At 67.5% G+C, this 13,499-nt stretch carries 12 protein-coding genes; 8 read left to right on the forward strand and 4 right to left on the reverse strand.

Annotation, left to right across the window (positions count from 1 at the left end):
• Positions 1 to 362 precede the first annotated feature (362 nt).
• Genes ACOQPE_RS14770 through ACOQPE_RS14795 form a run of 6 tightly spaced genes read left to right on the forward strand, consistent with a single transcriptional unit; the run spans position 363 to position 6,226 of the window.
• On the forward strand, positions 363 to 1,496 hold the full coding sequence (locus tag ACOQPE_RS14770) for an aromatic ring-hydroxylating oxygenase subunit alpha (protein WP_420609648.1): 1,134 nt from the start codon (positions 363 to 365) through the stop codon (positions 1,494 to 1,496).
• Positions 1,493 to 2,518, forward strand: coding sequence for a hypothetical protein (locus ACOQPE_RS14775; protein ID WP_420609649.1), 1,026 nt, complete (start codon positions 1,493 to 1,495; stop codon positions 2,516 to 2,518). Before ACOQPE_RS14770 ends, ACOQPE_RS14775 begins: the two co-directional genes overlap by 4 nt.
• A gap of 6 nt (positions 2,519 to 2,524) precedes the next feature.
• A complete protein-coding gene (locus ACOQPE_RS14780; protein WP_420609650.1) occupies positions 2,525 to 3,382 on the forward strand; it encodes an FAD binding domain-containing protein in 858 nt (285 codons plus the stop codon).
• The gene (locus ACOQPE_RS14785; protein ID WP_420609651.1) at positions 3,379 to 3,867 is read left to right on the forward strand and encodes a (2Fe-2S)-binding protein; all 489 of its coding nucleotides are present in this window, start codon (positions 3,379 to 3,381) and stop codon (positions 3,865 to 3,867) included. The genes ACOQPE_RS14780 and ACOQPE_RS14785 overlap by 4 nt, the downstream gene beginning before the upstream one ends.
• A complete protein-coding gene (locus tag ACOQPE_RS14790) occupies positions 3,864 to 4,412 on the forward strand; it encodes a hypothetical protein (protein ID WP_420609652.1) in 549 nt (182 codons plus the stop codon). Before ACOQPE_RS14785 ends, ACOQPE_RS14790 begins: the two co-directional genes overlap by 4 nt.
• Positions 4,334 to 6,226 (forward strand): xanthine dehydrogenase family protein molybdopterin-binding subunit, encoded by a 1,893-nt coding sequence (locus tag ACOQPE_RS14795; RefSeq protein ID WP_420609653.1) that lies wholly within the window; start codon positions 4,334 to 4,336, stop codon positions 6,224 to 6,226. Before ACOQPE_RS14790 ends, ACOQPE_RS14795 begins: the two co-directional genes overlap by 79 nt.
• Before the next feature lie 31 nt (positions 6,227 to 6,257).
• Here ACOQPE_RS14795 and ACOQPE_RS14800 read toward each other — a convergent pair whose 3' ends face one another.
• Together ACOQPE_RS14800 and ACOQPE_RS14805 are read right to left on the reverse strand one after the other, a co-directional pair.
• Positions 6,258 to 7,664 (reverse strand): glutamine synthetase family protein, encoded by a 1,407-nt coding sequence (locus ACOQPE_RS14800; protein ID WP_420609654.1) that lies wholly within the window; start codon positions 7,662 to 7,664, stop codon positions 6,258 to 6,260.
• A 3-nt stretch (positions 7,665 to 7,667) separates the two neighbouring features.
• Positions 7,668 to 8,969: a Rieske 2Fe-2S domain-containing protein gene (locus ACOQPE_RS14805; RefSeq protein ID WP_420609655.1), complete on the reverse strand. Its 1,302-nt coding sequence runs from the start codon at positions 8,967 to 8,969 to the stop codon at positions 7,668 to 7,670.
• 206 nt (positions 8,970 to 9,175) lie between these two features.
• Between ACOQPE_RS14805 and ACOQPE_RS14810 the strand changes: the two genes are divergently transcribed.
• The gene (locus ACOQPE_RS14810) at positions 9,176 to 10,084 is read left to right on the forward strand and encodes an IS982 family transposase (RefSeq protein ID WP_420611212.1); all 909 of its coding nucleotides are present in this window, start codon (positions 9,176 to 9,178) and stop codon (positions 10,082 to 10,084) included.
• An 18-nt stretch (positions 10,085 to 10,102) separates the two neighbouring features.
• Here the strand turns inward: ACOQPE_RS14810 and ACOQPE_RS14815 are convergent, their stop codons facing one another.
• Positions 10,103 to 11,221: an acyl-CoA dehydrogenase family protein gene (locus ACOQPE_RS14815; RefSeq protein WP_420609656.1), complete on the reverse strand. Its 1,119-nt coding sequence runs from the start codon at positions 11,219 to 11,221 to the stop codon at positions 10,103 to 10,105.
• 11 nt (positions 11,222 to 11,232) lie between these two features.
• Positions 11,233 to 12,408, reverse strand: coding sequence for an acyl-CoA dehydrogenase family protein (locus tag ACOQPE_RS14820; RefSeq protein WP_420609657.1), 1,176 nt, complete (start codon positions 12,406 to 12,408; stop codon positions 11,233 to 11,235).
• A gap of 245 nt (positions 12,409 to 12,653) precedes the next feature.
• Here ACOQPE_RS14820 and ACOQPE_RS14825 point away from each other — a divergent pair, with 245 nt between their 5' ends.
• Complete coding sequence (locus ACOQPE_RS14825) at positions 12,654 to 13,496, forward strand: phytanoyl-CoA dioxygenase family protein (RefSeq protein WP_420609658.1); 843 nt, start codon at positions 12,654 to 12,656, stop codon at positions 13,494 to 13,496.
• Positions 13,497 to 13,499: the final 3 nt, after the last annotated feature.

The following is a 13,499-nucleotide window of genomic DNA, read 5'->3' on the forward strand; positions in this document are numbered from 1 at the left end:
TCGTGCCAGCTGACGCTAACCCGCGAGCTGGATCCACGTGCCGTCGAAGGCTCGTCCACTCCCCGCGGTTGCCGAACGGAGCGGCGAAGGGGACATCACCCATGCGGCGACTACCCCCACGTCGATGTCAGTGCCTGCTGACGGGGACGCCCTTGGCGAGATCGTCCACGGCTGACTCGGCTCAGCGGAGCGGCACGGTTGCGGGGTTGTAGTTGAGCAGCTCGGGGCGGAAGGTGCCCTGGGTGGGCGCGTCGTGACCGACCTGCGCATAGGCATCTCGACGGACCTCCGGCCGGTGCCCTGTTAGTTTCCGAAGAGCGGAGTGAATCCCGCACTGCGTTACCGGGGGAAAGGGGGACGCGATGTCGGATTCGTCCGAGTTGGATCCGGGGAGAACCAGGGCGGCGCTCGACGAGGCCAGCCATGCGCCGGGCGCGATCTATGCCAGCCCGGAGATCTTCCGTCGCGAGGTGGACGAGTACTTCAAGCGCGAGTGGCTGTACGTCGGGCGGGTCGAGGAGCTGGCCGAACCGGGTGACTTCATGGCGCTGCGCCTGGTCGGCGAGCCCGTGCTGCTCTCTCGCGACCGGGATGGCGAGCTGCACGCCAACTACAACATGTGCGTCCACCGGGGCGTCGAGGTTGCGTACGGATCGGGCAATCTCAAGGCCTTCAGCTGCCCCTACCACGGCTGGGTCTACGGTCTCGACGGCCAGTTGAAGGGAGCCGCCTACATGGCCGACTCCAAGGACTTCGACGTCGCCGACTGCGCCCTCACACCGCTGCGGCTCGATGTGTGGCGGGGCAACATGTTCATCAACTTCGACCCCGATGCCAAGCCGCTGGCCGACGCGATGGCCGTGCTCGACGAGGAGTTCTCGTTCCTCGGGTGGGAGAAGTGCCGCCTGGGCAACAAGATCGACATCGACCTGGCGTGCAACTGGAAGTTCGTGCACGAGAACCTGATGGACTTCTACCACGTCGGTGTGCTGCACGCGGGCAGCTTCGGCGCCAACTTCAGCTTCGAGCCTGACCACGTCAACATCAAGCCCGACGGCGGCCTGTCGATCTTCTACAACGCCGGCCCGCCCACCCCAGGGGCCGAGCCGCTGCTGGGCAAGATGCCGTGGTTGGAGGACCGCCCGCACAGCTTTGCCTGCACTGCGTTCAGGTCGCCCAACCTGACGTTCTTCGGCCGCATCGACTGCATCCGCCCGATGATCGCGTGGCCGATCGACGAGGGCCACACCCGGGTGGTCGTCTACCACCTGTTCCCCGAGGAGTTCTTCGACCGGCCCGACTTCGACGAGACGCTGAAGATCTACCACGATTACCAGATCCTGGTGCTCGAAGAGGATCGGCTGATGATCGAGTCGATGCAGCAGGCGATGAGCTCGCCCGCCTACCGGCCTGGGCGCATGAGCACCCTGGAGAAGGGCATTCACAACTACCTCAACGGCTACCTGGACCGCATTGTCGACGGGGCAACCCCATGACCGCGACGGTTGCGGGCGCAGCCGACGTGCTGATGCGCGACTACATGGCGTTGGAGCCCGGCGAGACCGTCGTGATCACCGCCGACACCGACAGCGACCCCGAAGTGTGGCAGGCGATACACCGGGCATCTCTGCTTGCCGGCGCCAATTCATCGGTGATGTTGATCCCGCCGCTGCCGTATCAGGGCCGCCTCGCCGATCCGTACCTCACGCCGGCAGTCTCGGCTGCAGCGCTGGCCGCAGATGTGTGGATCGATCTCACGTTCCCCTACCTCGCCGGCTCGGAACTGCACGATCAGGCGATGGAGGGCAACCACATCCGCTACCTGCTGGGTGCCGACCTCAACGCCGGGGGCCTGCTGAGGCTGTTCGGGCGGGTCGATCTCGACCGCTACTTCGCCGTGCACCATGCCTTCGACGCGCTGGTGAACGACGCTGAGGGCAAGCCCGTGCGCATCACCGACGGCGGCGGCACCGACGTGAGCTTCACGCTCGGGGAGCGTGGGTTCTCCAAGCCGAGACGAGCCGACAAGCCGGGCACAGTATTGGTGCCGGGGCAATGCACGCTGTTTCCCGAGGTCGAATCGGTGAAGGGGCGCATCGAGATCGGCGCCATCTTTCACGAGTACTACACCTCGCTCGCCGCACCCATGACGCTGGAGATCGACGGCCGCATCCGCGCCGTCTCGGGCGGCGGCAACGAGCGCACGGTCGCCGACCGGGCGCTGCGACGGGCGGGCTCCGACGGCAACTACGGCTACGTCATCCACTTCACCCACGGCATCCATCCCACGGCCCGGGTGACCGGCAGCTCGTTTATCGAGGACACCCGTACCCAGGGCAACAACGCCATCGGCATGGGAATGCCGTGGTGGGATCCCGGCGGCGGTGAGAACCACCCCGATGCGGTGCTGTTCATGCACACCATCGACATCGACGGGCAGCGTGTCGTCGAGGACGGCGCCATCGTGGGCCCTGAGTCATTGGTGGCCCTGGCGGCCGACCTGCAACCGGTCGTCTGAGTCGCCATGAAACCCGCACCGTTCTCGTTTGTCGCCCCCGAGTCGCTCGACGAGGTGGTGCAAGCGCTGGCCGAGCACGGCGACGACGCCCAGATCCTCGCTGGCGGCCAGAGCCTGGTTCCGCTCATGAACCTCCGGCTGGCTCGACCCGAGGTGGTCGTGTCGATCAACCGCTGTCACGAGCTCGACTACATCCGGCTTGTCGACGACCGCCTTGTCATCGGTGCGCTCGTGCGCCAGATCGATGCCGAGACCAGCCCGCTTGTCCAGGCCGAGTGCCCGCTGCTGGCCAAGGCTCTCCCCCACGTCGGGCTGCCCGCCACGCGCAACCGCGGCACCGTCTGCGGCAGCCTGGCGCACTGCGACCCGCTGGCGGAGCTGCCGGCCGTTGCGCTCGCGTTGGAGGCCGATCTGGTGCTCACGAGTGCCGCCGGCGAACGTCGGGTGCCGGCCCACGACTTCTTCGTCGCTGAGATGACCACCTGCATCGAGCCGGGCGAGGTCGTCTCGGCGGTCACGTTCGCCCGACAGGACCCAAGCGAGCGAAGCGCCGTAGGGGAAGTCTCGAACGGGGGCCACGTGTTCCCGGTGGGCGGGGTGGCACTGCGGTGGGCCAGCTCGGACGACATCTGCACGATGGCACGCATTGCGGCGTTCGGCGTCGGGTCGGTGGCTCAGCGACTGGGCGACGCCGAGAGTGCGCTGGTCGGCTCCGATCTCGGCCCGGCGGCGATCGCAGCCGCCGTCGCGGCAGCCCGCAGTGAGGTCGACCCGACCGGCGACATCCACGCCGATGCCGGCTACCGGCGACACCTCGTCGGCGTTCTCCTCGAACGCGGCCTGCTGGAAGGGGAGCGTCCATGACAGACGAAGTCGAGGTGACGGTCACCGTCAACGGGCGCACCCGACAGTCCCGGGTCGAGCCTCGACGGCTGCTCGTCGACTACCTGCGGCACGATCTCGGCCTGACGGGCGCCCACATCGGCTGCGAGCAAGGGGTGTGCGGCGCATGCACGGTGCTGCTCGACGGCCGCACCGCCCGCAGCTGCCTGCATTTCGCTGTGACGGTCGACGGATCCGACATCCGCACCGTGGAAGATCTTGCAGACCTCGACGAGCTCCACCCGATCCAGGAGATGTTCCATCAGATGCATGCGCTGCAGTGCGGCTTCTGCACGCCGGGCTTCCTCCTGACCGCAGTTGAGCTGCTGGAGCGCACTGCCGACCCCGACGAGGCCGCCATCCGGGAGGCACTGATGAACAACGTCTGTCGCTGCACCGGCTACGCCAACATCGTCGACGCGGTGGCCGAGGCCGCAGTGGAGCTGCGACGGAGGAACCCAGCATGAGCGGCGACCAGAACGGCGCTGTCGGGCAGAGCGTGCTGCGCCGGGAAGACGAGTACCTGCTGCGAGGCCAAGGCCGCTTCGTCGACGACCTGCCCACGCCGCTCAACACCCTGCACCTCGCCTTCGTGCTCAGCCCCTACGCCCACGCTCGGATCACCTCGATCGACACGAGCGAAGCAATGGCGCTCGACGGCGTGGTCGATGTGCTCACCGGTGCGGATCTCGCAGCCATGGTCAAGCCGATCGCTGCCCAGATCGAGCTGCCCGGCTACAGCTTCAACACCCGCGACGTGATCGCAGTCGACGAGGTGCGGTTCGCGGGCGAGGCGGTGGCTGTGGTGGTGGCCGAGAGCCAGTATCTCGCCGAAGACGGCATCGAGCTGGTGGAAGTCGACTACGAGCCGCTTGCCGCGGTCACCGACATTCACGAAGCCACCGATCCCGCCGCCCGCAGGTCAACCCGACCGTGCCGGGCAACGTCTATTTCGAGGGCCGGTTCGCCACCGACAATGTGGCCGCCGGATTCGACGCGGCGGCCCACGTGATCGCAGAGGACTTCAACTCCAACCGTGTGACCGCTGTGCCGATCGAGCCCCGCGGGTGCCTTGCCGTGCCCGAGCAGCCGGCCAACCTGGTCTTCTACTCCTCGACCCAGATCCACCATCTGCTGCGGACAGCCCTGGCCGAGTTCCTCGACGTTGCGGAGTCGACGCTGAGGGTCGTGGTGCCCGACGTCGGCGGCGGTTTCGGCATCAAGGCGGCCCTGTACCCCGAGGAGTTCGTCTGCGCCGCGCTCGCGCTGCGCCTGCGCCGGCCCGTGAAGTGGATCCAGGACCGCTACGGCGCCCTGCTCACCGACGTGCACGCCCGCGACAACCACTACCGGGTGGAGGCCGCGATCGACGACGACGGCATCGTGCTGGCGCTCAGGGCCGAGATCCGCACCAATGGCGGTGCCTACTCAGCACTGCCCTTCGGCTGCACCCTCGAAACCACCGGCGGCGCCCGCATGATCGTCGGGCCGTACCGGATCACCGAATACGAGTACACGGCCACAGCCGTGGCGACCCACACGGCGCCCGTGCTGGCCTACCGGGGCGTGGCCCAGCCGGTCTGCTTCATGGCGATCGAGGGCATCATGGATCGGATCGCCCGCCGGCTCGGGCTCGATCCAGCCGAGGTTCGACTGCGCAACATGGTGCCCACCGCAGAGCTGCCGTGGACCAACATCGTCGGAGTCCGCTACGACACCGGCAGCTTCGTCGAGTCGCTCGAGATGGCGATGGAGATGGCCAACTACGACGAGTTCCGTACCAGCCAGGCCCAGGGCCGACTCGTCGACGGCAAGTACCGGGGCATCGGCATCTGCAGCTTCACCGAGGTGAGCGGCACGGGCGCCCCGGGCTGGCGTGCCCGCGGGCTGACACGGCTGCCCGGGTTCGACAGCGGGACAGTGAAGGTGGAGCCCACCGGCAAAGTGACAGCCTTCGTGAGCCACGCCCACTCAGGGCAAGGCCACTTCACGACCTTCGCGCAGGTTGTCGCCGACGCGCTCGGTGCCCGGCTGGAAGACGTGACGGTCGTGGAGGGCGACACTGCCGCTGGGCCCTACGGCACGAACACCTTCGCCAGCCGCAGCGCGGTCACGGGCGGCGGAGCGCTGATACGTGCGTCGGAGAAAGCCAGGCTCAAGCTGGCGCGGATCGCCGCGTTCATGCTCGAATCCACGCCCGAAGACATCGTGGTCGCCGACGGCCGGATGCATGTCGCCGGCGTGCCGAGCCGGGGCCTCTCGTTCCAAGAGGTCGCCGAGACGGCGTATGCGATGAACACCAGCGACCTGCCCGAAGGCGAGAGCTTCGGCATCGAGGAGACCGACTTCTACGATCCGCCCCTGGTCACCATGGCCAACGCCACCCACATCGCGCAGGTGGCTGTCGATGCTGCAGACGGCACTGTCGAAATCGAGGGCTACGTCGTCGTGCACGACTGCGGCCGCGTCATCAACCCGATGATCGTCGACGGTCAGGTGATGGGCGGTGTGGCCCAAGGCATCGGCGAAGCGCTCATGGAGGAGTTCGTCTACGACCCCGACGGCGGGGTCCGCACGGCGACGCTGATGGACTATCTCCTGCCCAGTTCGGTGGACGTGCCCAACTACCAGATCGCTCACATCGAGTCGCCGTCGATCGACACCGTCGGCGGGTTCAAGGGCGTGGGTGAAGGCGGCCTGATCGGCGCAGTGGCAGCGCTCGTCAACGCCGTCGCCGACGCACTGTCCGATCTCGACGTCAACGTCAACACCAAGCCGCTCCGGCCCGCGCTGCTGTCACGCCTCATCCGGGAAGCCGGCGGCTGATCCCCCGTCGCCGCGCCGCCAATTGCGGCGGCTAGAAGGTGTCGTAGTACTCGCGCTGTTCCCAGTCGGTGACTGCCGCCCCGAATCGTGCCCATTCGGATCGCTTGAGGGCAACGAGGTAGTCGACGATCTCGTCGCCGAGCGTGCTGCGGTAGAAGGCGCTGCGGTCGAAGGCGTCGATGGCATCGCCGAGTGTGCGGGGCAGCAGGGGCCCGGCCTCGGCCTCATACGGCGTCTCGCTGGGGGGCGGCGCTTCGAGCTTCGATTCGATGCCGTCGAGCCCCGAGAGGATCTGCGATGCGAGGTAGAGGTACGGGTTCGCGGCGGGGTCGCCGGCGCGGTTCTCGATCCTGGTCGCAGGCCCCGGGGGCTCATCGATGACGCGCAGCATGGCGCCACGGTGTTGGCGGCTCCACACAATCCGATCGGGAGCGATGCTGTAAGGCCGGTAGCGCTTGTAGCCGGTGACGGTCGGCGTGGTGAGCAGGCACGACTCGGGGGCGTGGTCGAGGAGCCCACCGAGATAGTGCATTGCCATCTCCGAGAGCGTTTCACCGGAGATCGTCGGGGCGAACAGGTTGCGGCCGTCGTCGACGCTGACGATCGACTGATGGATGTGCCAGCCGGTTGTGAAGGTGTCGTCGCCTGATGGCCTGGACATGAACGTCGCATGCAGGCCGTGCCGTCTTGCTATCTGCTTCACCGCGGCGCGGATCAGGACTGCTTGATCTGCCGGCTCGATGCCGTCGGCGGGAGCGAAGGTGAGCTCGACCTGACTCGGTCCGTGCTCGGCCTCGATGGTCCTCGGCGGCAGGCCGAGCGCCGTGAGGTGGCGTTGGATTGGCTCGAGCAGCGGTTCGATCCGGTCGGAGTAGTCCTCAGCCAGCAGATCCCATCCCGGGTGGACGCGTTGATGGTCACCGGAGGATTCGTCGACGCGGTAGAGGTGAAACTCGATCTCGAGACCCGCCCGAAGCCGTAGCCCTTGGTCCGTCAGCTTCTGGTGCGCCCTGGCACAGATTCGGCGCGTCGACAGCTCGATCGGAGCGCCCTCGACGCTGTACAGGTCACTGAGCAGCCACCCGGTCCCGTCCAGCCACGGCAGTACGCGAAACGTGGTGGGGTCGGGGATCATGCGCACATCGCGCGCCCCCATGACCGAGGCGAGCGTCGGGCCGCCGTCGGGTTCCCAGAGGCTGAATGCGTAGTGCTGGCCGGTGTCCTTGGTGAGCAGCGAACCCGGGAACGAGACACCGCTCCGCAGCGCATGCGGGATCTGTGCCGCATCGAGCACCTTGCCGTGCAGCAACCCGTGCTGGTCGGCGAACGAGATCCGGACGCTGCGCAACCCCAGGCCGCGCACCTGGTCCTCGACCTGCGCCGCGGCGTCGGACCAGTCCGCGTCCCAGCGGTCCTCCAGCTTGGGTGTGTCGCTCAATGGTCAGTCCGCCAGCGCGGGAGCCCACCCTGAGGCTTCGCGTCGTTGGGTCTCAAGATTGCGCCACGCAGCATCGAAGTCGTCGCCGGTGGTGACACCGTCGATGGCGCCGGGGCCACGGAGCCCGCCGGGATCAGCCGTACCGATGAGCGTGTCCGCGTCGGGCTGGCGGAGAGCGGCCAGGAACATGCGGCGATGGGTGCGGATGCCGGCATCGGTCGGGCTGAGGTGTTCGGCGGTGCGGTCGAAGATGGGACCGGGCGACTCGACCGCCCACTGATCGTGAACATTGATGTCGGCGCCCATGCCGGTGTAGGTCCGCTCGCGCTGCTCGACCGGATCGAACCCCCAGTTGTTCGATTCGTCGGCGATTGGCTGGTACCCCGGCAGGGTGACCTGGCTGATGCGCTGCGCCCGCATGACTTCGGCATCGACAGGGTTGCCGTAGCTGACGAACATCGAGTACCAGTAGCAGCGGCGGTCATCGATGGGGACATGCCACTGGAAGATGCTCATCTCCCGGCTCATCGCGATAGTGATGGCGTTGGGGAAGATGCAGTTCGAGACTCGGACATGGGTGAACTCATCCCGGTACCGGCGCAGCGTCCGGGACCGGAAGCCGAACGGGGTGGGTTCGATCGTGATGTCGGGCGCAGCGGCTTCCCGCATCAGCTCCGCGACGGTCACGTCGGTGTCCGCGATGGTGTCGCGGAACTGCAGCCCATAGGTGCCGTCGGCGGCACCAAGGAAGCGATGCAAGAACGCCGCATGCGCCGGGTCTATGCCGACTTCGTGAGCCTGCAGCCAGTTGCACCCCCACATGCCCTTGAACGCGAACACCTGCGGGCCCGGCGCCACGAAGCAGTCCAACCCAGGAAGCTCGGGCGGATCGCCGTCGCCCAGGAAGGCCCACACGATGCCGTTGCGCTCGGCCACCGGGTAGTGGACTTGGCACACCCTCGTGTGGAACGTCGATGCCGGCGGCTCTGCGGGGGTCTCGAGACACGCACCGGTCACGTCGAAGAGCCACCCATGGAACGGGCAGCGCAGACCGCCGTCTTCCACCCGGCCATACGACAGATCGACTCCACGGTGGGGACAGCGGCGCCCGATCATGCCCAGCCGATCCTGATCGTCACGAAACAGCACGAGGTCCTCCCCCAGCAAGCGAACCGGGACCACCGGCCGATCGCTGTCGAGTTCCTCAGTGAGGGCCGCCGGCTGCCAGTACCGGCGAAGCACGTCGCCTCCCGGAGTTCCCGGGCCGCTTTCGGTCAAGAGTCGGTTCTCATCGGCACTGACCATGCGAGCCTCCCCCAGCCGTGCGTGACGACGACTCACCGTCGTCTATCAGGCGATGCTAAGAGGCTGAGCCGAAGGGCGAAGCCGTGGCCCGAGCGGTGCAGTCGGCTAGATGATTGGTTCCAAGGGGTGGGGGGTCCGCTGTTGGTGGGGTGAGGGTGTCCAAGCTCGGGGTGTGTACCTGCACCTCGATCCTGGAGGACCTGGGCATGAACCCGGACTTGGACACCCTCGCGACGGCACTGTATGTGAGGATTGACGATCTGTTGGCCGACAATCCCGGCTGGGCGCCGCGGCGGCCCCGTGTGGGGTTCGCACCGAAGCTGTCGGACGCGGAGCTGGTCACTTTGGCGGTGATCTCGGCGTTATTGGGGTACGACTCCGAGCGCGGGTTCGTGCGCTTCGCTCATCAGCACCTGCGGCCGTGGTTCCCGTACCTGCCCAACAGAGAGGGCTTCAACAAGCGGCTGCGCCGCGCCGGCGAGATGATCGGCCACGTCACAGCAGCGCTGGCCCGCGACTGCCCGGACTGGCACGACGACGTGTGGCTGGCCGACTCCACGCCGGTGCCGTGCGGCACGAGCCGACCCACCGCGGTGCGCTCCGAGCTCGCCGGATGGGCCCAATACGGCTGGTGCGCGTCGCATTCGCGCTGGTTCTGGGGGCTGCGACTGCACCTGATCACCACCCCGGCGGGGCTGCCGATCAGCTTCGCCCTGGCAGGCGCCAAGGCCGACGAACACGACACCTGCGCCGCCATGATCGACCACGCAGACCTGGCCCGCCCCGGCCAGACGCTCATCGCCGACAAGGGCTACCGCAGCAAAGACTTCGAGAACCGGCTCAACGACGCCGGGATCACCCTCATCCGGCCCGCCGCCCGCAACGAGCCCGCCCGCCCCCACCAGCGGTTCCTGCGCCCGTTCCGCCAGATCATCGAATCGGTCTGCGACACCCTCAAAGGCCAGCTCAGCCTCGAACGCCACAACGGCCGCACCCGCGCCGGCGTCGCCGTGCGCGTCCTGGCACGCATCCTCGCTCTCACCGCCGCCATCTGGCACAACAGAACCCACCACCCCCACCTGCCAGCACGCACCCTCACCCACTACGACCACTGACCCCTTGGAACCAATCATCTAGAGGCCGAGGGCGACGGCGGCTCGCTCGGTCTGGGCGTCGGTGTCGCCGTGGCTCAGACAGAACGCCCGGGCGCGCCTGGTGTAGAGCTGCAGGTCGTACTCGGTGGTGTAACCGATCGCACCGTGGACGGTGTGGGCGGCATGGACCATGTCGACCATCACGTCGTTGGCGAAGACCTTGGTGCCGGCGACCTCGAGGGTTGCGTCGCGCCCTTGGTCGAGCATCCAAGCGGTCTCTGCGACCAGGAGCCGGCAGGCATCGGTGTTGATGCGCATGTCGGCCAGCCGGTGGGCGACCGCCTGGTAGCTGCCGATCACCCGCCCGAACTGCTGACGGTTCGCTGCGTACTCCGACCCGAGCCGGATCATCGCTTCGCAGCAGCCGACCGCTTCAGCGGTGGCGAGGACAGCAGCGGCGTCCAATCCGGCGTCGATGGCTCGCTGCGCGGCGGGGCCGCGGGCCAGCACGCCGCCTGCGGGTACGGAAACGTTGTCGAATTCGACGTGGAACAGCGGGTCGCCGCCCGTGGCGCCATGGCGCGCCCACGTCACACCTGCGGCGTCGCGGTCGACAGCGACGACCACAGCTTCGCCGTCTGGTGCCCTCAGCGACACGAGCAGCACCTGCGCCACCGACGCGTAGGGGACCATCGCCTTCGCGCCCGCGATCGTGGCACCGGCGTCTGTCTCGGTGAGGACGCTGGAAGGGGCGGATCGTTCGTCGCGCCCGACCGCGTCGGCCAGTGCGGGCGCGATCACTGCGTCGCTGGTCGCAAGTCTGTTCAACAGGTCGCGGGTCGCCGCCATCGGCTCGACGGCCCGCAGGAAGGCCGCCGCGAAGCCGGCCGTGGCGACCAGCGGCGTCGATGCGGCAGCCCGTCCGAGCTCCTCGGCGAGCACGCACAGGTCGGCAAGCCCGGCACCGCCCCCGCCGATGTCGTCGGGTAGCGCAAGGGCGGTCCAGCCAAGCTCGGCCATCTGAGCCCAGATCTCGGCGTGGACGCCGTCGGCACTCGCCTCGACCTCTCGCACCGTGTCGGCATCGAGCGAGTCGGCCAGAAAGCGCCGGGCGCCGTCTCGGATCATCTCTTGGGTGTCGCTGAGCATGAGGTCCATGACAGTCGCTCCTACCGGGGCAGGCCAAGGCCGCGCTGGGCGATGATGTTCCGCTGGATCTCGTTGGTGCCCATGGCGATCGGCTGCGGGATGCTGTGGACCCAGTGATCGTTCATCAGCCCGTCGAGCGGGGCGAGACCGTCACCGGTTGTGAGCTGTCCGCGGGCGCCCACGATGTCGAGACCGATATTGCCGATCAGGATGTTGAGCTCCGACGAGAAGACCTTGCTCACAGCGGGATCGACGTCGTTGGCGTCGCCCGCCGCCATCGCCGACACGATGCGGTAGCACAACAGGCGTGCTGCCCGGTATCGGGCCTGCAGCCGTACCAAACCCGACCGCACCGACGGGCGCATGGCCAGCGGCTGGCCGTTCTCGTCCTTCGTCGTGGTCGCGTACTCGATCAGAGCGTCGAGCAGCACCTTCACCCGGGCATGCAGCGCAGCCCCGACCCGCTCATGGGCCAGCGTCGACATCGCGACCCGCCAGCCGTCGCCGCGCGGACCCACCAAGCAGTCATAGGGCACCTCGACGTCGTCGAAGAACACCTCGTTGAACTCCTTGGGACCACCCATCGAGTCGATCGGCCGAACCGTGATCCCCGGCGTGTCCATTTCGACCAACAGCATCGACAGACCCTGGTGCTTGCGCTCGCCCGGGTCGGTCCGGCACAGCAACAAGCACCAGTCCGCAGCAGTCGCGTAGCTGGTCCAGATCTTCTGGCCGTTCACCAGGAAGCACCCGTCAGCGTCGGTCGCCTTCGTCGACAGCGCAGCCAGATCGGAGCCGGCCTCGGGCTCGGAGAACCCCTGGCACCACAGAACCTCGCCCACAGCCATCGGCTTGAGGAACCACTCCTGCTGGTCGGCGGTGCCGAACTCCATGAGCATCGGGCCGATGTAGTTGAGGCTCATGTACTGCGGCCCACGGGGCTCGCCTGCCGCCCACATCTCCTCGCGCACGACCATCTGGCTCCACACATCGGCGTCGACGCCGCCGTGCTCGACCGGCCACGACATCGTCAGCCAATCCCGCTCCGCCAGCTTCATGCAGAACTCTCGGGTGAACGGATAGATGCGGTCGTCGTCGTGAAACAGGCCCTTCCACCACTCAGGCAGCTCTGCGTCCATAAATTCCCGCAGCTCTTCCCGAAACTGCTCCGCCTCAGCCGGGAATTCGAACTCCATCCGCTACCTCCTCAGCGAAGAACGCCGGCAGCGGAGATCGATGCCGTACGACGACGTACGGTATTGCGGCACCGAACTCACTGCGAGTTGTGCAGGGGCCGACAGCACACCAGCGGTCACCCTGAGCTGATCCGACTCAGATCACGGCGGACCAAGCGCCTCTGGTCTTCGTGGGCGTCCAGGCGATTGGTAGTTTCGGCGACGAACCAGGCCGACCTGTCACGACGGGCTAGGAGAGGGACGCGATGCCGAAGCACCTGACCGACGCCCAGATCCGCCACTACCGCGACCGCGGCTACGTCTCGCCGGTCGATCTTCTGACCGAGAGCGAGGCCGCCGAGGCGCGTGCGAAGCTCGAGGCCTACGAGGCTGAGAGCGGCGGCCCACTCGGCGGCGCTCAGCGTGCCGGCGGTCATCTGCTGTGGACGTGGCTCGATGAACTCATGCGCCACGAGACCCTGCTCGACGCGGTCGAGGACCTGATCGGCCCGGACATCCTGTGCTGGAACTCGATCTTCTGGATCAAGGAGGCGGCCTCGCCCAGCTACGTCGGCTGGCACCAGGACCTCGAGTACTGGGGACTCGACAATGACGAGCTCGTCAGCGCGTGGATCGCACTCTCACCCGCTTCCGAGGCGGCCGGTGCGATGTCGGTTCTCCCCGGAAGCCACCGAGAACTTCTCGACCACGACGAGACCTACCACGCGGACAACATGCTGACGCGGGGCCAGGAGCTCAAGATCGACGTCTCCGAGCGAGAGGTCGCCTCGATGGCACTCGAGCCAGGCCAGATGTCGATGCACAACGTTCGGCTCGCACACGGATCGGGGCCGAACACGACCGATGACCGTCGCATCGGCGTGTCGTTGCAGTACATGCCGACCCGGACCAGGCAGCGCCTCGTCGACTGGGACTTCGCCACCCTCGTGCGCGGCACCGACAACTACGGCAACTTCGAGCTGACCCCGCGACCGCAGCGAGACTTCGACCCGGTCGCCGTCGAGTTCCACCAGCGAGCCGGCGTAGCACTGCGCGAACTGCTCTACCAGGGTGCCGAGCGTCCGCCCGAACGGGCCCCGACGCTGTAGCTG

It is taken from the genome of Candidatus Poriferisodalis sp., assembly GCF_965219595.1.
Taxonomy (GTDB): Bacteria; Actinomycetota; Acidimicrobiia; order Acidimicrobiales; family Poriferisodalaceae; genus Poriferisodalis.

What these genes read in the sequence shown, in the direction of transcription:
- ACOQPE_RS14770 (WP_420609648.1), top strand. Translation starts at nt 363, where the DNA reads ATGTCGGATTCGTCCGAGTTGGATCCGGGGAGAACCAGGGCGGCGCTC.
- ACOQPE_RS14775 (WP_420609649.1), top strand. Translation starts at nt 1,493, where the DNA reads ATGACCGCGACGGTTGCGGGCGCAGCCGACGTGCTGATGCGCGACTAC.
- ACOQPE_RS14780 (WP_420609650.1), top strand. Translation starts at nt 2,525, where the DNA reads ATGAAACCCGCACCGTTCTCGTTTGTCGCCCCCGAGTCGCTCGACGAG.
- ACOQPE_RS14785 (WP_420609651.1), top strand. Translation starts at nt 3,379, where the DNA reads ATGACAGACGAAGTCGAGGTGACGGTCACCGTCAACGGGCGCACCCGA.
- ACOQPE_RS14790 (WP_420609652.1), top strand. Translation starts at nt 3,864, where the DNA reads ATGAGCGGCGACCAGAACGGCGCTGTCGGGCAGAGCGTGCTGCGCCGG.
- ACOQPE_RS14805 (WP_420609655.1), bottom strand. Translation starts at nt 8,969, where the DNA reads ATGGTCAGTGCCGATGAGAACCGACTCTTGACCGAAAGCGGCCCGGGA.
- ACOQPE_RS14810 (WP_420611212.1), top strand. Translation starts at nt 9,176, where the DNA reads ATGAACCCGGACTTGGACACCCTCGCGACGGCACTGTATGTGAGGATT.
- ACOQPE_RS14815 (WP_420609656.1), bottom strand. Translation starts at nt 11,221, where the DNA reads ATGGACCTCATGCTCAGCGACACCCAAGAGATGATCCGAGACGGCGCC.
- ACOQPE_RS14820 (WP_420609657.1), bottom strand. Translation starts at nt 12,408, where the DNA reads ATGGAGTTCGAATTCCCGGCTGAGGCGGAGCAGTTTCGGGAAGAGCTG.
- ACOQPE_RS14825 (WP_420609658.1), top strand. Translation starts at nt 12,654, where the DNA reads ATGCCGAAGCACCTGACCGACGCCCAGATCCGCCACTACCGCGACCGC.